Annotated in this window: 18 protein-coding genes; 9 read left to right on the top strand and 9 right to left on the bottom strand. The window is 43.3% G+C overall.

Annotated elements, in window-relative coordinates:
• The 5 genes from QWZ07_RS20310 to QWZ07_RS20290 all read left to right on the top strand — a co-directional run bounded on the left by QWZ07_RS20310 (nt 1) and on the right by QWZ07_RS20290 (nt 3,329).
• A complete protein-coding gene (locus tag QWZ07_RS20310; protein WP_198430409.1) occupies nt 1-603 on the top strand; it encodes an MlaC/ttg2D family ABC transporter substrate-binding protein in 603 nt (200 codons plus the stop codon).
• Complete coding sequence (locus QWZ07_RS20305; RefSeq protein ID WP_004735315.1) at nt 603-911, top strand: STAS domain-containing protein; 309 nt, start codon at nt 603-605, stop codon at nt 909-911. The genes QWZ07_RS20310 and QWZ07_RS20305 overlap by 1 nt, the downstream gene beginning before the upstream one ends.
• Before the next feature lie 13 nt (nt 912-924).
• A complete protein-coding gene (gene ibaG, locus QWZ07_RS20300; protein ID WP_004735316.1) occupies nt 925-1,179 on the top strand; it encodes a BolA family iron metabolism protein IbaG in 255 nt (84 codons plus the stop codon).
• Between the two features lie 8 nt (nt 1,180-1,187).
• Nucleotides 1,188-2,453: a UDP-N-acetylglucosamine 1-carboxyvinyltransferase gene (murA, locus tag QWZ07_RS20295; protein ID WP_192853927.1), complete on the top strand. Its 1,266-nt coding sequence runs from the start codon at nt 1,188-1,190 to the stop codon at nt 2,451-2,453.
• Nucleotides 2,454-2,603: 150 nt separating this feature from the next.
• Nucleotides 2,604-3,329 carry a 1-acylglycerol-3-phosphate O-acyltransferase gene (locus tag QWZ07_RS20290; protein ID WP_004735318.1) on the top strand — a complete coding sequence of 242 codons (726 nt, stop codon included), beginning with the start codon at nt 2,604-2,606 and terminating at the stop codon, nt 3,327-3,329.
• 124 nt (nt 3,330-3,453) lie between these two features.
• On the opposite strand, the gene QWZ07_RS20285 is transcribed toward QWZ07_RS20290, so the two are convergent.
• The 5 genes from QWZ07_RS20285 to arcA all read right to left on the bottom strand — a co-directional run bounded on the left by QWZ07_RS20285 (nt 3,454) and on the right by arcA (nt 8,029).
• Nucleotides 3,454-3,843 (bottom strand): RidA family protein, encoded by a 390-nt coding sequence (locus QWZ07_RS20285; RefSeq protein WP_009847729.1) that lies wholly within the window; start codon nt 3,841-3,843, stop codon nt 3,454-3,456.
• 135 nt (nt 3,844-3,978) lie between these two features.
• A complete protein-coding gene (gene pyrI / locus QWZ07_RS20280) occupies nt 3,979-4,440 on the bottom strand; it encodes an aspartate carbamoyltransferase regulatory subunit (RefSeq protein WP_004735320.1) in 462 nt (153 codons plus the stop codon).
• A gap of 12 nt (nt 4,441-4,452) precedes the next feature.
• A complete protein-coding gene (gene pyrB / locus QWZ07_RS20275) occupies nt 4,453-5,382 on the bottom strand; it encodes an aspartate carbamoyltransferase (RefSeq protein WP_004735321.1) in 930 nt (309 codons plus the stop codon).
• A gap of 266 nt (nt 5,383-5,648) precedes the next feature.
• Nucleotides 5,649-6,653 (bottom strand): ornithine carbamoyltransferase, encoded by a 1,005-nt coding sequence (locus tag QWZ07_RS20270; RefSeq protein ID WP_192853928.1) that lies wholly within the window; start codon nt 6,651-6,653, stop codon nt 5,649-5,651.
• Nucleotides 6,654-6,808: 155 nt separating this feature from the next.
• Nucleotides 6,809-8,029, bottom strand: a complete 1,221-nt coding sequence (gene arcA / locus QWZ07_RS20265) for an arginine deiminase (RefSeq protein ID WP_009847726.1) — start codon at nt 8,027-8,029, stop codon at nt 6,809-6,811.
• Nucleotides 8,030-8,606: 577 nt separating this feature from the next.
• Here arcA and rraB point away from each other — a divergent pair.
• Together rraB and QWZ07_RS20255 are read left to right on the top strand one after the other, a co-directional pair.
• Entirely contained in the window at nt 8,607-9,023 is a 417-nt protein-coding gene (gene rraB, locus QWZ07_RS20260) for a ribonuclease E inhibitor RraB (protein WP_004735324.1), read from the top strand.
• Between the two features lie 124 nt (nt 9,024-9,147).
• Nucleotides 9,148-9,945 carry a glycosyl hydrolase 2 galactose-binding domain-containing protein gene (locus QWZ07_RS20255; protein WP_102280903.1) on the top strand — a complete coding sequence of 266 codons (798 nt, stop codon included), beginning with the start codon at nt 9,148-9,150 and terminating at the stop codon, nt 9,943-9,945.
• A gap of 94 nt (nt 9,946-10,039) precedes the next feature.
• On the opposite strand, the gene QWZ07_RS20250 is transcribed toward QWZ07_RS20255, so the two are convergent.
• The gene (locus tag QWZ07_RS20250) at nt 10,040-10,945 is read right to left on the bottom strand and encodes a bifunctional helix-turn-helix transcriptional regulator/GNAT family N-acetyltransferase (RefSeq protein ID WP_192853929.1); all 906 of its coding nucleotides are present in this window, start codon (nt 10,943-10,945) and stop codon (nt 10,040-10,042) included.
• A 239-nt stretch (nt 10,946-11,184) separates the two neighbouring features.
• Between QWZ07_RS20250 and QWZ07_RS20245 the strand changes: the two genes are divergently transcribed.
• Both QWZ07_RS20245 and QWZ07_RS20240 read left to right on the top strand, forming a co-directional pair.
• The gene (locus QWZ07_RS20245; protein WP_192853930.1) at nt 11,185-12,357 is read left to right on the top strand and encodes a YjgN family protein; all 1,173 of its coding nucleotides are present in this window, start codon (nt 11,185-11,187) and stop codon (nt 12,355-12,357) included.
• Nucleotides 12,358-13,365, top strand: a complete 1,008-nt coding sequence (locus QWZ07_RS20240) for a M48 family metallopeptidase (RefSeq protein ID WP_192853931.1) — start codon at nt 12,358-12,360, stop codon at nt 13,363-13,365.
• A 147-nt stretch (nt 13,366-13,512) separates the two neighbouring features.
• On the opposite strand, the gene QWZ07_RS20235 is transcribed toward QWZ07_RS20240, so the two are convergent.
• From QWZ07_RS20235 to pepA, 3 genes are all read right to left on the bottom strand, one after another.
• Complete coding sequence (locus QWZ07_RS20235; protein WP_192853932.1) at nt 13,513-16,386, bottom strand: valine--tRNA ligase; 2,874 nt, start codon at nt 16,384-16,386, stop codon at nt 13,513-13,515.
• Between the two features lie 102 nt (nt 16,387-16,488).
• Nucleotides 16,489-16,938 carry a DNA polymerase III subunit chi gene (locus QWZ07_RS20230; protein ID WP_017107785.1) on the bottom strand — a complete coding sequence of 150 codons (450 nt, stop codon included), beginning with the start codon at nt 16,936-16,938 and terminating at the stop codon, nt 16,489-16,491.
• A 99-nt stretch (nt 16,939-17,037) separates the two neighbouring features.
• Nucleotides 17,038-18,558, bottom strand: a complete 1,521-nt coding sequence (gene pepA / locus QWZ07_RS20225) for a leucyl aminopeptidase (protein ID WP_065104169.1) — start codon at nt 18,556-18,558, stop codon at nt 17,038-17,040.
• Nucleotides 18,559-18,734: the final 176 nt, after the last annotated feature.

The raw sequence follows: 18,734 nt of genomic DNA, 5'->3' as shown, positions 1-18,734 counted from the left end.
ATGTCGACTCAAGTTCTTGCTGAAGAATCGATTGATCGCACTCAGCCTTATCAGATGATGACTCAAGTAGCCGAAGTGTCTTTTGAACGCCTGAAGAACGAACAAGAGAACATCCACAATGATCCTGAATTATTGAAGGTTATTGTAGAAGAAGAATTGATGCCTTATGTGAACGCTCAATATGCAGCACTTAAGTTGTTAGGGCCAAACCTAAAAGGTGCGGACAGAAAAGACGTGCGTGTATTTATCGATTCATTCCGTAAGTACCTCGTTTCTTCTTATGCTCAAGTACTGACGCAGTACACGGATCAGACGATTCAATTTGGTCCAGAACCAAAAATCAAAGCGGATAGCCGTATTACGAGTATAAAGGTCGATATCATTGATACGCCGCGACCAAACATTAAGCTTGAATTTAAGTTACGCAAAGACAAGAAGTCAGGCGAATGGAAGGCATTCGATATGGTTGCTGAAGGTATTAGTCTATTATCAAGCAAGCAGTCAGAGTGGAATACTAAAATTCGTCAAGAAGGCATCTTACAAGTTGCTGACGAACTAGAGAAATTGGCAGCGCAGCCCATTCGTTTTGAGAGCAACAAATAATGAGCCATTCTCAATGGCAAGCACTAAGCTCTAAAGAGTATCAGCTGCTCGGTGATATCGACCGAGACAGCGTTCCTGCAATCTGGCGAATATTGGAAAAGTGGCAAACAACGGAATCGAGCGTTGAAATTGACCTTAGCCATATAAATCGGGTCGATTCAGCAGGAATGGTGATGCTAATTCACTTATTAGAGCATGCAAAAAATCAAAACTGTCATATAATGCTCAGTTTCGTGCCAGAACAATTACGAACGTTGTTCCAATTGAGCAATATCCAGCCAATGATGGCAGAACACATAAAAAATTAGGCAGGAGCTATTTGTGGACAGCACAAAAGTACAAGAATTATTAGCAGCGGCACTGAACCTTCAGGAGATTTTCGTGAAGGGTGAAGGCAGTCATTACGAAGTTGTTGCGGTTGATGCATGTTTTGACGGCATGAATCGAGTTAAGAAGCAGCAACTAATCTACGGCCCACTAATGGAATACATTCAACGCAATGATATCCATGCTCTTTCTATTAAGGCTTTTACGCCTGAAGAGTGGGAACGTGATAAGAAACTGATGTCACTTTAAGGTTTATGATGGAAAAGTTTCGAGTTATTGGATCGGATAAGCCGCTAAGCGGTGAAGTGACGATCTCAGGCGCAAAAAATGCAGCGCTACCTATCTTATTTGCTTCAATTCTTGCTGAAGAGCCAGTGGAAGTAAGTAACGTTCCTCACCTACGTGACATCGATACTACGATGGAACTACTCAAGCGTTTAGGCGCAAAAGTATCACGTAACGGTAGTGTTCATGTTGATGGCAGCGAAATTAATGAATTTTGTGCGCCTTATGATTTAGTAAAAACAATGCGTGCTTCTATCTGGGCTTTAGGTCCTCTAGTTGCTCGTTTTGGTGAAGGCCAAGTGTCACTTCCTGGTGGTTGTGCGATTGGTGCCCGACCTGTTGATTTACATATCCATGGCCTAGAGCAACTAGGTGCGACCATTGTATTGGAAGATGGTTATGTGAAAGCAAGTGTTGATGGCCGTCTGAAAGGCGCGCACATCGTGATGGATAAAGTAAGTGTGGGTGCCACCATTACTATCATGTGTGCGGCAACATTGGCTGAAGGTACAACTGTATTAGATAACTCAGCGCGCGAGCCTGAGATTGTTGATACGGCTGATTTCCTAAACAAACTGGGTGCTAAGATTTCTGGCGCAGGTACAGACACGATCACTATCGAAGGCGTTGAGCGTCTTGGTGGTGGCCAACACTCTGTGGTTGCTGACCGTATTGAAACAGGTACGTTCTTGGTTGCTGCGGCAGTGTCTGGCGGTAAAGTCGTTTGTCGTAACACTAACGCTCATCTTCTTGAAGCTGCATTAGCGAAGCTTGAAGAAGCGGGTGCGAAGGTTGAAACAGGCGAAGACTGGATCAGCCTTGATATGACAGATCGTGAGCTGAAAGCGGTGAAAATCGTAACAGCACCTCACCCAGGTTTCCCAACCGACATGCAAGCACAATTTACTCTGCTTAACATGATGGCGAAGGGCAGTGGTGTTATCACTGAGACTATCTTTGAAAACCGCTTTATGCACATCCCTGAGTTACAGCGAATGGGCGCAAAAGCGGAAATAGAAGGCAACACGGCTATTTGTGGTGAAACCAAAAAATTGAGCGGCGCTCAAGTAATGGCAACGGACCTTCGCGCATCTGCGAGTCTTGTTATTGCTGGCTGTATTGCTCAAGGTGAAACCATTGTTGACCGTATTTATCACATCGATCGTGGCTACGATAAGATTGAAGATAAATTGTCAGTCTTAGGCGCAAACATTACACGGTTTAGCGAGTCGAACTAACTTAGGTTAGTGAGTTCATGAATCAGTAAGATGAAAACAGAAAAGTCGGAACCTTGGTTTCGGCTTTTTTATAGTTGTATTTACCGCCAGTGAATCTATTGCTTATTTTGTGCAAATAGATGAATCAACTTGGCGGTTGTGAGGAACAAAATGATAGCAATATTACGTATTTTCGCAGTGGCGATATTTGCGATTCTTATGTTTGTATTTGGGTGTGGTTACTGTTTACTAAGCCCACGCAACCCGAAACACGTATTTACCTTTGGTCGTTATTTCGGTCGCATGTCGAAAATCTTTGGTATGAAGTTAGAGCTTCGTATCCCGGAAGATGCTTACTCTCGTGGCCAACATGTTTACGTTGCAAACCACCAAAACAGCTGGGATCTATTCACGATTTCATCAGCGGTAACACCTAAGGTTGTGACTGTTGGTAAGAAGAGCTTAGCGTGGATGCCTCTTTTTGGTCAGCTGTATTGGCTGACGGGTAATATCCTAATTGACCGAGCTAACCGCAGCAAAGCGGTAGGTACGATTGACCAAGTGGTTACTAGCCTTAAAGAGAGTGATGTTTCAGTATGGATGTTCCCTGAGGGGACTCGTTCTCGTGGTCGTGGTTTGTTGCCATTCAAAACGGGTGCTTTCCATGCTGCGATTGGCGCTGGCTTACCTATTATCCCTATCGTATGTAGCTCAACAGGTGGCGTGAAGCTGAACCGTTGGAACAATGGTCATGTGATTGTTGAAATGCTGCCACCAATCAGCACTGAAGATTACGATAAGTCTAATGTTCGTCAACTGGCTAACCTAGCTCGTGAGCAGATGGCTGCGAAGCTTGAAGAGTTAGACAAAGAAGTGGTTGAGCTTAATAAGAAGTAATCATCTAAGCGAAACGATGAACAATAAAAAAGGTTGCCAATTGGGCAACCTTTTTTGTATCTGATAAACGCTCAGCTTTATGTCAACTTGTTTACTAGAAACCGTTTATTCTAGATATTAAAACCTATTTGCGAACCGCAATAGCTTCGATCTCGATACCTACATCTTTTGGCAGACGCGCTACTTCAACACATGAACGTGCAGGGTAGTTTGCAACACCGTGCTCATCAAAGAATTTACCGTAAACTTCGTTTACTGTACCGAAGTCGTTTAGGTCTTTAACGAATACCGTTAGTTTTACGATGTCTTTTACAGTCAGGCCAGAAGCTTCAACAACCGCTTGAACGTTGTCTAGAGATTGGCGAGCTTGCACTGCGATATCTGCAGATACTTCACCAGTTGCTGGGTTTACTGGGATTTGACCAGAAGTCAGAACCATATTGCCAAGGTCAACACCTTGTACGTATGGGCCGATTGCAGCTGGAGCAGATTCTGTGTGAAGTACTTTAGTCATTGGTTATTCCATCAGTTATTGGATAAAAAGCGATTTTTAGTGTGCCTTCAAACTTAGGATAGGTAAAGAGCAAAATACCCCGCACAGGCGAGGTATTGAATAGTTTTTGCGTTCGATCGGTGTTGCCGTATGACGTTATCTTTCTGTCACGATCTCACGAGAGAAGACTTTTTCGCAGTATTTGCACTTCAATCGAATATCTTCTTTCTTTTCAAAGATCTTAAAGCTGCTTTCAACGGGTTCATTGTGAGTAATACAGTTGGTGTTTGGACACTCGAACACATCGTTGATTTGCTCAGGAAGTTCTAGTGGTAGCTTCTTAACCACTTCGTAATCTTCGATTTGGTTTACGGTCGCGTGAGGCGCGTAAAGTGCTAACTTGCTCGCCTGTTCTTCAGTGATAAACACATTCTCTATCTTGAGTAAGTCTTTACCGCCTAGAGCTGAGGATGGCAGGTTTAGGCCAATCGTTACTCGCTGATTAGAGTTATGCATGTCGAACAGTTTGAGTACCTTGATCCCGATATTGGCTGGGATATGGTCGATAACCGTTCCGTTCTTGATTGCTTCAACTTTTAATTGAGTCTCTTTAGACATGATATCTCTCCTCTACAGCGTTTCGTTAAGAACAAGGGCTAGCAATGCTTCACGAGCGTAAACACCGTTCTCAGCTTGCTGGAAGTAGTAAGCGTAAGGTGTTTTATCGACATCGACAGTAATTTCATCAACACGAGGAAGAGGGTGAAGAACCTTTAGGTTATCACGTGCATTTTCCAACATCGGAGCTGTCAGGATGTACGCTGATTTGATGTGTGCGTATTCCGATTCATCAAAACGTTCTTTTTGAACTCGAGTCATGTACAGAACATCCAGCTCAGGAATCACATCTTCCATGTCTGTCAGCAGTTGGTACTTAATACCCGCTTCATCAAGTTCTTCACAAATGTAGTCAGGCATCGCCAGTGCTTCTGGAGCAACGAAGTAGAAACAGATGTTGTCGAACTTCGCTAGTGCTTGAGTTAGCGAGTGAACCGTACGGCCGTACTTAAGGTCACCAACGAATGCAACGTTAAGGTTGTCGAGGCGGCCTTGAGTTTCGGCGATAGAGAAGAGGTCTAATAACGTTTGTGTTGGGTGTTGGTTTGCGCCGTCGCCCGCGTTAATCACAGGTACACCGTTTGAGAACTCAGAAGCCAGACGCGCTGCGCCTTCTTGAGGATGGCGCATTACGTAAGCATCAACGTATGAAGAGATAACCTGTACTGAGTCTGCTAGCGTTTCGCCTTTCTTCGCCAGTGACGTGTTACCACCGCTATCGAAACCAATCACATCACCACCGATGCGCTGAATAGCCGTTTCAAAAGAGAGACGAGTTCGTGTTGAAGGTTCGAAGAAGCAGCTGGCAACAACTTTGTTCTTGATGAGTTCTGGGTTTGGTTCAGCTTTAAGTTGACCTGCCGTTTGAACAATTAATTCTAGCTCTTCACGAGAAAGCTCTGGAATTGAGATGATGTGCTTTTGATAGAGCGAATTCGCCATGATCTTCTTCCCCACAATAATGTATTGGCCATAAAAAAGCCCCCCATAATGGGAGGCTTTAAAAAAGTGCTGAAAAGCAGAATAGACGGCCTGGCAAGCATGCTAGCTTGCGAGCAATATTTGGTGTTTTCACAATTTTATTATGTTTTATCACAACATTGCTTGGCGTCATTTTCACTACTCTCAGACAAATTGCCGAGAATTATACGCTTTCAATTTGTGAGCGCAAGCGATTACATCAAGCTTTTGTTTACTTTCATTATTCTCTATTGGCCAAGTGTCGCGACCATTACCGCTTTGATGGTGTGCATGCGATTCTCTGCTTCATCAAACACAATCGAGTAGTCGGACTCAAATACTTCGTCTGTTACTTCCAAACCGTTCATTCCATATTTGTCTGCGACTTGCTGGCCGATCACGGTTTCATTGTTGTGGAAAGCTGGCAGGCAATGCATGAACTTCACTTGAGGGTTACCAGTGAGCTTTATGACATCCATATTCACTTGGTAAGGCGTCATCACAGCCACACGTTCGTCCCAAGCTTCTGGCGCTTCACCCATCGAAACCCAAACATCGGTGTAAAGGAAATCACAACCTTTCACACCTTCGGCAACGTCTTCTGTCAGCGTGATTTTGGCACCTGTACTTTGCGCGATAGCTTGGCACTCTTCAACGAGCTGTTCTTCTGGCCAGAACGCTTTAGGCGCGACAAGGCGAATATCCATACCCATTTTAGCTGCACCTACTAACAGAGAATTACCCATGTTGTTACGTGCATCTCCTAGGTAAGCAAAACTGATTTGATGCAGATGTTTACCGCGACCATGTTCGATCATAGTAAGGAAATCAGCCAAGATCTGAGTTGGATGGAACTCATCGGTTAGACCATTCCAAACCGGCACACCCGCATAAGCGCCAAGATCTTCGACAATACTCTGGCCAAAACCACGATATTCGATGCCATCGTACATACGACCTAATACACGCGCGGTATCTTTCATTGATTCTTTTTGACCAATCTGAGAACCAGAAGGGCCCAAATAAGAGACCTGAGCTCCTTGATCAAAAGCAGCTACCTCAAAGGCACATCGAGTTCGAGTTGATGCTTTTTCAAAGATCAAAGCGATGTTTTTACCGTTAAGCTTTTTTTGCTCTGTACCTGCATACTTAGCCTTTTTAAGGTCAGCAGACAGGTCGAGTAAAAACTGAATCTCTTTAGGAGTAAAGTCGAGAAGTTTTAGAAAGTTACGATTGCGAAGATTAAATGCCATCTCTCGCTCCTTGGGTATATAGAATCAATGAAGAACTTAGTTAAACATAAAAATGCTATATTTGTGAATATTTATTTTGTTAATTTGATAAAAAAGGCCAGTACAATTGTACTGGCCTAGATAAGTTATGTGTTCGCTTTACTGAACTACTTGAGTTAAATACCGTCTCTTTCTATAGGACAGCTCATGCAACGAGCGCCACCACGACCGCGACCCAGTTCATTGCCTGGAATTGTCAGAACTTCGATGCCTGCTTTGTCGTATTTCTCATTGGTGTAAACATTACGCTCATAACCGATAACCGTACCCGGTTTCACCGTCAGTACGTTGTTAGCGTCATTCCACTGTTCACGTTCAGCTTCGTAGTTATCACCACCAGTTGTGATGATCTTCAGTTGATCGAGATCCAGTGCGCCTTCAATCGCTGTTAAGTAGTTTTCAGCTTTCTCTACTCGCATTTCGCCATTTTCTTTCGGCGTTAAGCGCCAGGTGTCTAAGTCTTTGCGAACGATCTCTGGATAGACTGAGAATGTGTCGATATCCATGTGCGTCATCACCGTATCAAGGTGCATACAAGAGCGGTGCTTCGGTAAATCAATCGCAATCACTTCTTTAGCTTGACCGGACTTGAATAAACTCGCAGCTAAGTTTTCGACACCTTGTGGCTTGGTACGCTCTGAAATACCGATAAGAACAGCGCCTTTACCGATAACCAGTACATCTCCACCTTCAATATTGGCGTTGTCGTAATGAAGATCTTCATCACCGAAGTACTTAATGAAATCTTGCCCTGCGAATACAGGGTGCCAGCGATATATTGCTCGCAAGTGATTCGTTTCTCGTTGGCGAGCAGGCATCATCATAGGGTTAAGAGAGACACCGCCATAAACCCAGCAAGAAGTATCGCGGGTAAATAGATGGTTAGGTAGCGGCTCAATAACGAAATCAAGTGGGCGATGCATCTTCGGTAGCATTGAAGAAGATTTAATAGGAAGCTCAGAGTAGGCTAAACCACCAAGTAGGATGGTAGCCAAGTGCTCATTGTCCATTTGAGCAAGGTACTCTCTTAAATCACGTGCGAATGTAGGGCCGTAACGGAAATCAGAGATTTGAGTATTAAGCAGCCACTCACGAGCTTGTGCTACAGCGAGTGTCTCAACCAGTAGGTCATGCAGTAATAACACTTCAACGTCTTGGTTACGAAGTGTTGTCGCAAAGGCATCGTGTTCTTCACCTGCTGCTTCTACTGCAAGTACATCATCAAAGAGTAGCTCATGACAGTTAGAAGGGGTGAGGTGGGTGAGTGCCCTTTCAGGCCTATTTAGGAGAACTCGTCTTAATTGACCGACTTCGGAGCCAACGTACAGCTTACTCATTTTGCATCCTTACTATTAATCCAGCGTCTATTTATGACAAGCTTGTTCGTAATATGCAAGTTTTGAAACTTGTGTAAAGGTTATGTTATTTTGATATTTTTGGTTTTAAATGCTGAGTCGTATGGGATTGTTAATATTAAAATCCAACCGAAAGGCTGAGTTCTGGAACAAACTTTTTGCGGATCTATGCTCCAATTTCAGTGATTCGATAATCCACTTTGCTTGGTGAACGTGATTTTTCATTCAAAATTTATGCAGTTACTTACTTATAAGTGAGGTTTTATGCATCGTTGAAGTGATCGGCAGTATGCATCTGATATGACTAACCACTCAATTTTGAAGGAGTAAGGCTAAAAGTAACAATAAAAATGAAATGCTAAAACACACGATGGTTAATAATATGTTGAAAATTTGTTTCTGTGATTTTGATTTCACTTTTTAATTGATATCCCTTCTGTTATCTAGCGATAAACTTACTCTTCTACACCTGATCTAGGTGGCTTTTCTAGGCGATCCGTGCCATATTTCGTGGCAATCAAATTTGATCTTTTCATAGTCAACACTCTGGAGCAGACACATGTCTCACGAAGATGAATATCTATCAGTAGCGGAATTAATTGAATTTCAAAAAGGAGAGACTCGCGACATCATTGAAGCACTAATCGAAGATGGTAGCGATCCTGAAGCTCTATACGATATCGAGCATCACCTATTCGCTGAAGATTTCGCAGTACTTGAGAAAGCCGTTGTTGAAGCATTCAAAATGGGCTTTGAAGTACTTGAAGCTGAAGAGACAGAAGACGAAGATGGCAACAAGCTTCTTTGTTGTGATGCAACGATGCAGTGTACTCTGAACGCAGAAGCGATTGATGAGCAAGTTGAGAAGCTTGTAAATCTTGCAGAGAAGTTTGACATTATCTACGACGGTTGGGGCACTTACTACGAAGGTGAAGATGCTATCTACCCTGACGAAGATGATGAAGACGAAGAGTAATCTCTCCCAGTTTTAAAGAATGCCAGCCTTGAGCTGGCATTTTTTTGTCCTCAGAAAAATAAATGTCTTTATATGCATTCATTCATTATAATGCGGTCAAAATTGATCTAGCTCAAGGAATGACATGCGGCTACCTCTCGATGGTCTTTGGCAAATTTCGCCACTGACGGATCTCTCTATCCCACAAGATGACATTACCTTTCCTGCTCCATTAAGCTCAAAGCTCCCTAATAGCTTGAGTGAAGAGGAAATCGCAGAGCAAGAGTGGCACCTGATGCATGACATCGAAGTGGATGATGCCATGTTGGCGTGCCCATTTGTTGAGCTAGTCGTCGCAGGCGTTGACTACTTTGCAGAAGTACGACTCAATGGCGTTGCCGTGTTTGACTGTGATGGCAGCGAAGCTGAATATCGCAAAGACATCCGTCCTTATATGCAGCCTGGTCGAAATCGTTTTGAGATCCTTTTCCTTGAAGAAGAGGAGAGCCTGTTGCTTGAAGAGGATATGGATGACTCTATCCCTTCACAGGTCGTCGCTAAATCAGATTCTCGTATCGGAATCTGGCAAGCTCCATATCTGCAGTTCGTTCGTAACGTCAAGCTTGAGCAAGTCGTCACCGAGCAAATCTGGCATCACGGTGGTGGCTGTGAGTTTAAAGTAGATGTTATCTATCAAACGCTAAAGCCGGGATTAATATCGGCATCAATCAAGTTTAATGGTATGACTCTCGTGATGCCGATTGATGTGCGAGCAGAACATACGGGTGTTGTGTTTCAGGTTGAGGCTCCAATGGTATTTAACCTTGAGAAGCCCAACCCTAAGCATTTATATCAGTTAGAAGTAGAACTCGATGGGCAAAAAGAGAGTTCTTTCGTAGCCTTGAATCCAGCCTCTTGTGTGAGTAACTTTTTGCGTAACTAGCTGTTATTCAATTAGCCCGTTACGTAATGAATCAATTTACTCACTCGCTTGTCATCCAATGAACTGCCGACGCTAACCCTATTTCAAAAACACATTATAGCGTTTTGGCCATGACAACCTCACAAGCGTCATGGCCTGTTTCTCCCCAAGCTGAATCAAGGTGTTCAAAGCCCAATTTTTCGTAAAGTTTAACGGCGGCATTAAGGCATTCGGTCGTTTCTAGATACATATGTTGATAACCCAGTTCCTTAGCTTTCTCCATCGACATATTAACCAACTTCTTCGCTAAGCCTTTGCCTCTGGTTTCTGGCAAGAAGTACATCTTTTGCAGTTCACAGACTTCTGGCATGCCGGCTAATGGTGCAAATCCACCACCACCAACAACCTTTCCATCAAGTTCAATCACCCAATACTGAGCTCTTTCATTGTTATAAACACTGAACATGTCTTCTAAGGTGGGATCAGCAACACCATAGCCTTTATCTTCAGTTAGCCCGTTTTCATAAGAGACTTGGCGAATCACATTGGCTACTACGGTGTTGTCTTGCTGTTGTAGGGGGCGAACCACCACATCGATTGAAGCGTGGCTTTGTTGCAGTGCTTTAAGGTAGTGCTCGATTCCCCCCGAAACTTGTTGAGTTTCCGCTTCCGTTAAACGCTCAAGTACCGAGTCATAAAATTGATTCTGTTGATTGTGAAGTTTGGCAAGAGTGTTTATTCCTTGCTCTGTTACTGAAGCCACAACACTGCGCTTATCGTTGGGGTGTGGTGAGGTTTGAATTAACGAGTTCTTCGCTAGATTGTTGACTGCTCTACTGGCGTTGGATTTATCAATATTGAGCTTATCCGCTAATTGGTTCACGGTTAATGGCTGCTGTTCTAGTTCAATAAGTGTATGAGCTTGAATCGGAGGTAGGGCAATATCACCACAATCTTTGTCGAGCATTCCAAGCTGTCGAACGAGCTGACGTGATAATTCTCTAAGTTGTGCTGAAGTCATGTTGCCTCTTAATATGGTTGCGATGTACAACTATAATTTAAGTGCGAATCGCAACTATGTCAATGGGATTATTGTAGGAAGGGAGAATAAATTAGAGATCAAAGGGTTAATGTTGATAGTTCGCTCTCTTTTTATATTAATTATCAATTGATCAGAATGATGTATTTCTATATTTTTACGTTGTTGATGTGCACGCAGATGTACATGGTTGTTTTTAAAACGTCAAATGGAATAGAGAAATGGAAACAAAACAGTTAGAAACTAGGGTGAATTTTAAGGGAAAGGGTAACGAATATTTTGGTATTTGGATCGTTAACATCCTTTTATCCGTCATCACATTGGGTATTTACTCGGCTTGGGCAAAAGTTCGAAATAAACGTTACTTTTATGGGAATACATTTATTGGCAGTGATAGCTTTGAATATCATGGTAAGCCTATACAAATATTGAAAGGGCGAATCATTGCGTTGATTTGTGTAGTCGCTTGGGGAGTCAGTAATCAATTTGCTCCTCAGGTTGCATTGGTTTTATTACTGGCTTTCTTTGCATTGTTGCCATTGTTGTCTCGCAGTAATGCTCGTTTTGATTCTGCAATGACAAGCTTTCGAAATGTTCACTTCTCTTTCCATGGTACTGTTTCCGGAGCATATTGGGCAATTCTTGGGCGCGGTCTTGTTGTGGGTGTCGGCGTATTTACGGCAATCATGGCAATAATATTTACTATGCAAATGAACATGATTGCTGGTGGCATCGCCATTTTAATATCGATACCTTCTTATGTTTATTTACAATCCTGGCTACTTGCCGGTATCGCCAATTATTTTTCTAATGGTTATCGCTATGGCGATCGTCAGTTTAAAGCTGATTACCAAGATGGCTTTTATTTCAAAGTATACTTAACCAGTATGATTGCTTGGCTGATTGTCTCTATTGTTGCCGTCTTGGCTCTCTTCAGTGCCGTTGGCTTCAACATGATCAACAACCCTGAGTCGTTATCCGAAATCGCTAACAACGGAAGTTTGACTTCAATGGTAGTTGCTTATTACTTTGCTTTCATTGTTATGAGTATTGCGATTGCTGCTTACATTCAAGTAAAAATTAGAAATTATACTTTCTCTAAATTAGTGCTTGAAGGAAAAGAAAATGAGGCCTATTCAACGTTAAGTTTTGCTTCGACATTAACGATAAAAAGCTACATGCTTTTAGTATTAACTAACTTCTTGCTTCAAGTGATTACCCTCGGGTTAGCTAGACCATGGGTGATGGTAAGAACGATGAACTACTTGTCGGAGAATACGTATGTTCAAGGTAACTTAGATTTACTAGTAGCAAACGACCAACCGTCTGATGTGGAATCGGCTATTTCTGATGAAATAGCTCAAGCGTTTAATGTTGATCTTGGTATTGGCTAAATGATCTCTGGTGTTGCACACCCGCCTCGTAGTTCTGAACGCTGCGAGGCCATTTTAGATATATCTCACCCTGATAAACTACTCCTGAGTGTGGATGGGGATGGTTCTATTGTTTCTGCATATTTTGAACGTGTTGAAATTATGCGAGGCGTTGGATCCGCTCCAACAAAGCTCAAATTCCCAGATGGATGGCAATTTATCACAGAGGCAAGTGATGAATTGGACGCCTATTTGAGAGACAGAGGTAAACATAATTTCTTAGGTAAATTAGAGAAGAACATCGCGGCTATCTTACTTAGTAGTGTTGTTCTTGTGTTACTTACTATTTCTATGTTTACTCATGGGATCCCGTGGTTAACTAACAAAATAGTCACTTATTTGCCTGATTCAGTGCCTCGACTGGTTGAAATACAGGTTTTAGAGTCTTTAGATGAACAGTTCTTTGAGAGCTCTACTCTGCCGGAAGAGCGACAGCATCATATTCGTCAGCGCTTTGAAAAGCAGTTGCAACAAATGAATATTGAGGGCGATGTACAGTTGGTCTTTCGTTCTTCAGAACTTGGCGCCAATGCTTTTGCACTGAGTGCGGGAACAATCATTGTATTAGATGACTTAGTTCGGTTGACTGAGACGAAAGAGCAACTAGACAGTATCTTGTTACATGAATTAGGACATGTTCAACATCAGCATGTAATGAAAGTATTGGTTCGATCCAGTTTGTTATCAGTAACTGTGGCGGCTTTGACTGGTGAAAGCTCTGGGATCATTGATAACCTTACGGGTCTTGGTGTGTTTGTTGCAAATAATGGTCAATCACAAGATGCAGAGCGAGAAGCGGATTCATTTGCTTCCTATTCGATGATCGAGCTACATGGTTCTAATCAAGCTATGATTGAGATGTTTGAATTGTTAGGAAAAGGTTCTGATGGACATGCTGAACTACCCACATGGCTCAGCTCTCATCCTGAATTGGGTGAACGGATTGAGTCATTGAGGGACGTACATTAGTTGTTTACTGGTGAAGGCTAGTGTTAATGCTTAAATCATTGTTATCTAATGTGAATGTGTTAATCAAACAATTGAAACCGAATTTTAGACAATAAAAAGGGCAGATTATTACCTGCCCTTTTTCTTACTTAAAAACTATCGCATGGATTATAAAGCAGCGATTGTCGCTTTTTGCTCTTCTAGCTTAACAAGAGTTTCTTGGTAGCCTTCAAGCTTTTCACGCTCTTTCGCGATAACGGCTTCTGGTGCTTTAGCAACAAAACCTTCGTTACCTAGCTTACCTTCGATACGCTTAATCTCACCGTGAGTTTTCGCTACTTCTTTATCTAGACGAGCAATCTCAGCATCTTTGTCGATAAGACCCGCCATTGGGATCATCAGCTCAGATTTGCCAACAAGCTTAGTTGCACAAGCTGGAGTCGCTTCGCCGTCTGCTAGAACTTTAATATCGTCTAGCTTAGCTAGAGAAGTAAGAACGATCTTATTTGCTTCGATACGAGCTGCATCTTTCTCATCAGCGACTTTGATCATTACTTCTAAGCCTTGGCTTGGTGCAATGTCGTATTCCGCACGTAGGTTACGGATAGCTGTGATGAAAGTTTTAACCCATTCGATGTCGTCAACGATTTCAGTATTGAAGTTAGCTTCATTAAACTGAGGAAGCGCTTGAGTCATGATGGTCTCGCCTTCAACGCCGTCTACTAGTGGCTTAACGCTTTGCCAGATAGATTCAGTGATGTAAGGAAGAACAGGGTGAGCAAGACGCAGAGTCTTCTCTAGAACCGTGATAAGCGTGTAACGAGTCGCTTGTTGTTGAGCTTCAGTACCCTTCCAAAGAACAGGTTTAGTTAGCTCTAGGTACCAGTCACAGAATTGGTTCCAGATGAATTCGTAAAGCGTGTTTGCTGCCATGTCTAGACGGTAGTTGTCTAGATGAGCGTTAAACTCTTTCGCTGCAACTTCAAACTGAGATTCAATCCACTTGTCTGCTAGAGAGAATTCCATGTTTGCACGGTCTTCTACAGACAGTGACATGCCACAATCGTGCTCTTCTGTGTTCATCAGTACGTAACGGCTTGCGTTCCATAGCTTGTTACAGAAGTTACGGTAACCTTCAAGACGCTTCATGTCCCAGTTGATGTCACGGCCAGTTGAAGCCATAGCAGCAAGAGTGAAACGCAGTGCATCGGTACCGTATGGTTCGATACCATCTTCGAAAGTCTTACGTGTTGCTTTTTCGATCTTAGCAGCCAGTTTAGGTTGCATCATGTTGCCACAACGCTTTTCTACTAGCTCTTCAAGGCCGATGCCGTCAATCATATCGATTGGGTCAAGTACGTTACCTTTCGACTTAGACATCTTGTCGCCGTTTTCATCACGGATAAGGCCCGTCATGTAAACTGTTTTGAAAGGTACTTGAGCCTTGCCATCTTCGTCTTTCACGAAGTGCATGGTCATCATGATCATACGAGCAACCCAGAAGAAGATAATATCAAAACCAGATACTAGTACTTCTGATGGGTGGAACGTTTTCATTGCTTCAGTATCTTCAGGCCAGCCTTGTGTGCCGAACGTCCAAAGTGCAGAAGAGAACCATGTATCAAGAACGTCGTTGTCTTGCTTAAGAACAATTACCGGTGAAAGGTTGTTCTTTTCACGAACTTCTTCTTCAGTGCGACCTACGTAAACTTTACCATCGTTGTCGTACCATGCTGGGATACGGTGACCCCACCAAAGTTGACGAGAGATACACCAATCTTGCACGTCACGCATCCACGCGAAGTACATGTTTTCGTACTGCTTAGGTACGAATTGGATTTCACCATCTTCAACGGCTTTAACAGCAGGCGCAGCAAGAGGTGCTGTACGCACGTACCATTGGTCAGTCAGCATTGGTTCGATAACCACGCCACCACGGTCACCGTAAGGAACGGTTAGATCGTGATCTTTGATTTCTTCAAGTAGGCCTAGTTCTTCAAATTCAGCAACCGTTGCACGACGAGCTGCAAAGCGCTCCATACCTTGGTATTTAGCTGGAAGCTCTGTTGAGTACACATCGCTTTCTTCACCGTTCGTTGTGAAGATTTCAGCCGCATCACGGATATCACCGTTGAACGTTAGGATGTTGATCATTGGTAGGCTATGGCGCTTGCCCACTTCGTAATCGTTAAAGTCATGAGCTGGCGTGATTTTCACACAACCCGTGCCTTTATCCATGTCAGCGTGCTCATCACCTACGATAGGGATAAGACGGTTTACGATAGGAAGCAGGATTTCTTTACCGATAAGATCTTTGTAGCGAGGATCTTCAGGGTTAACTGCAACGCCGGTATCACCAAGCATGGTTTCAGGACGCGTAGTCGCAACGACGATGTAGTCTTTGCCGTCAGCAGTTTTAACACCATTCGCTAGTGGGTAGCGGAAGTGCCACATGAAACCTTTTTTGTCTTTGTTCTCAACTTCAAGATCAGAAATTGCAGTGTGCAGTTTAGGATCCCAGTTTACTAGACGCTTACCACGATAGATTAGGTCTTCTTCGTATAGGCGAACAAATACTTCTTGAGTCGCAGCCGATAGGCCGTCATCCATAGTGAATCGCTCACGATCCCAATCTACAGATGCACCAAGACGACGAAGTTGTTGAGTGATCGTGCCACCTGATTCGCCTTTCCATTCCCAGATCTTGTCGATGAAAGCTTCACGGCCGTAGTCGTGTTTTGTTTTGCCTTCTTCAGCAGCGATCTTACGCTCAACAACCATTTGAGTTGCGATACCAGCGTGGTCAGTACCCACTTGCCAAAGCGTATTTTTGCCTTTCATACGTTGAGCACGGATAAGCGTATCCATGATCGTATCTTGGAACGCGTGACCCATGTGTAGGCTACCAGTGACGTTCGGTGGCGGGATCATGATGCTGTAAGCTTCTTTTGATGTGTCACCGTGTGGCTTAAAGTAGCCTTTCTCTTCCCAAGTCTTATACAGAGCTTGTTCGATTGATGTTGGGTTGTATGTCTTTTCCATAGTGCTCTTAAACGGATACTGTGAATGGTTAATCGTGGTCAAACTTCATAAGTGAAGCTTCTTGAATCTAAATCCAAAGATAGCTTTAACTATGAGGTTTGACTATGGATGTTGAATCTCGATAGTTTGTAGCTGATATCCAGCCTGACGGTAAATTTTATACCTTTCTCGAGCGAGTTGCTTAGGTTTTTCTTCGCAAGGAACGAAGTCTATCACCTGAGCAAAGGCGTTCGCAAAGGTTGTATGATTATCGGCCAGATTTATTACCAATTGGCGGTTCCAATTAGGCTTGACACCTTGATGGCCTATCTCAATATTCGTTGAATATTTTGGACCTTCGCCAACCAAGTTGTGCGCGATAAATTCAGTAGGCTCTACTTGCCAAAAAACTTCAGCGATACGCTCAGCATGATCTTTATCGTTACAGTTGAGATAAAGCTTAGCGCCTTGTTTTGCAAAATGCTGCGCAAGAAACAACACGTAGTGAGCAAAACCTTCTTCACTGGCTTGCGGGCTGTCTGGAGACACAATGTAAAACGTAGCAGTCTGCATATTTAACACTCGAACTGAAAATTGTGGATATTAATGTTACTTGGTTAACAGGATCTAACAAATAGCGCTTATTAAAAAAGGGCCCGTAGGCCCTTTTCATTATTTTGAAGATTGCTCTTCAGTCTCATGGCCGCTGCGGTTCAATAAGAATTGGACTAGCATTGAGACAGGACGACCTGTCGAGCCTTTCGCTGCACCTGACTTCCACGCGGTACCTGCACTGTCGATGTGAGCCCAGTGGTACTTTTTGGTGAATTTAGACAGGAAACAACCTGCGGTGATAGTACCGCCTGGGCGGCCACCGATGTTTGCCATATCAGCAAACGGGCTGTTTAGCTGCTCATGGTACTCGTCTGCCATAGGTAGACGCCATGCACGGTCACTTGCTTGCTCTGAAGCATTAACAAGTTCATGAGAAAGAGGGTTGTGGTTTGATAGAACGCCACTGATGTGGTGACCTAAAGCAATAACACACGCGCCAGTTAATGTCGCAACGTCAACAACACAATCCGGTTCAAAACGCTCAACGTAAGTTAGAGCATCACATAGAACCAAGCGACCTTCAGCATCAGTGTTGAGTACTTCAACAGTTTGGCCAGACATTGTCGTTAGAATGTCACCAGGGCGGTAAGCATTGCTACCCGGCATGTTTTCACAGCCAGCAAGAATACCTACAACGTTGATTGGCAAGTTAAGTTTCGCCAATGCTTTCATTGTGCCGAATACAGATGCAGCACCACACATGTCGTACTTCATCTCATCCATGCCTTCACCAGGCTTAAGTGAGATACCGCCTGAATCGAAAGTAAGACCTTTACCAACTAGAACGATAGGTTTTGCATTTGGGTCAGCAGCACCTTTGTATTCCATGATAGACATCATAGATTCGTTCTTAGAGCCACGGCCTACTGCTAAGTATGAAGTCATACCCAGCTTTTCCATCTCTTCTTCACCGATGATCTTAGTCTTTACTGTCTCATAATCGTCAGCTAAACGACGAGCTTGAGAAGCTAGGTAAGCCGGGTTTGCGATGTTCGGTGGCATGTTGCCAAGATCTTTAGATGCTTTCACACCTGAAGCAATAGCAAGACCGTGAGAAATCGCTTTTTCGCCAAGGCTTAGCTCACGACGAGTTGGTACGTTGAATACCAATTTACGCAATGGACGACGAGTCTCTGGTTTGTTGCTCTTAAATTGGTCGAATGTGTAAAGACCATCTTTAGTCGCTTCTACCGCTTGACGAACTTTCCAGTAAGTGTCGCGACCTTTAACGTGAAGCTCTGTAAGGAAACATACTGCTTCCATAGAACCTGTTTCGTTTAGTGTGCTGATGGTTTTTTGGATAATTTCTTTGTATTGACGCTCGCCTAGCTCACGTTCTTTACCACAGCCTACCAGTAGAACACGTTCTGAAAGTACACCAGGTACTTGATGCAGTAGCAGCATCTGGCCAGGTTTACCCTCTAGATCACCGCGACGAAGCAGTGAACTAATATAGCCATCGCTAATCTTATCTAATTGCTCGGCTACTGGAGAAAGGCGGCGCGGTTCGAATACACCGACAACGATACATGCGCTGCGCTGTTTCTCTGGGCTGCCACTTTTTACACTGAACTCCATGCGTACTCCTACATCCTGAAGACAAATCGAACTAAATGTTAGATAATGGGTTCTTACTTGTTGGATCCTATAATGGAACTAACCTTAAAGAAGAACGCTAACACTTAGCTAAAAATTTAAAAAAATAAAAGGTTCAACGGGAAATTATAGTGATTCAATCAAAAAAACAAGTTTTG

Origin of the sequence: Vibrio lentus (assembly GCF_030409755.1) — a bacterium.
Lineage (GTDB): Bacteria > Pseudomonadota > Gammaproteobacteria > Enterobacterales > Vibrionaceae > Vibrio > Vibrio lentus.
This window is presented reverse-complemented; position numbering and strand designations above follow the sequence as displayed.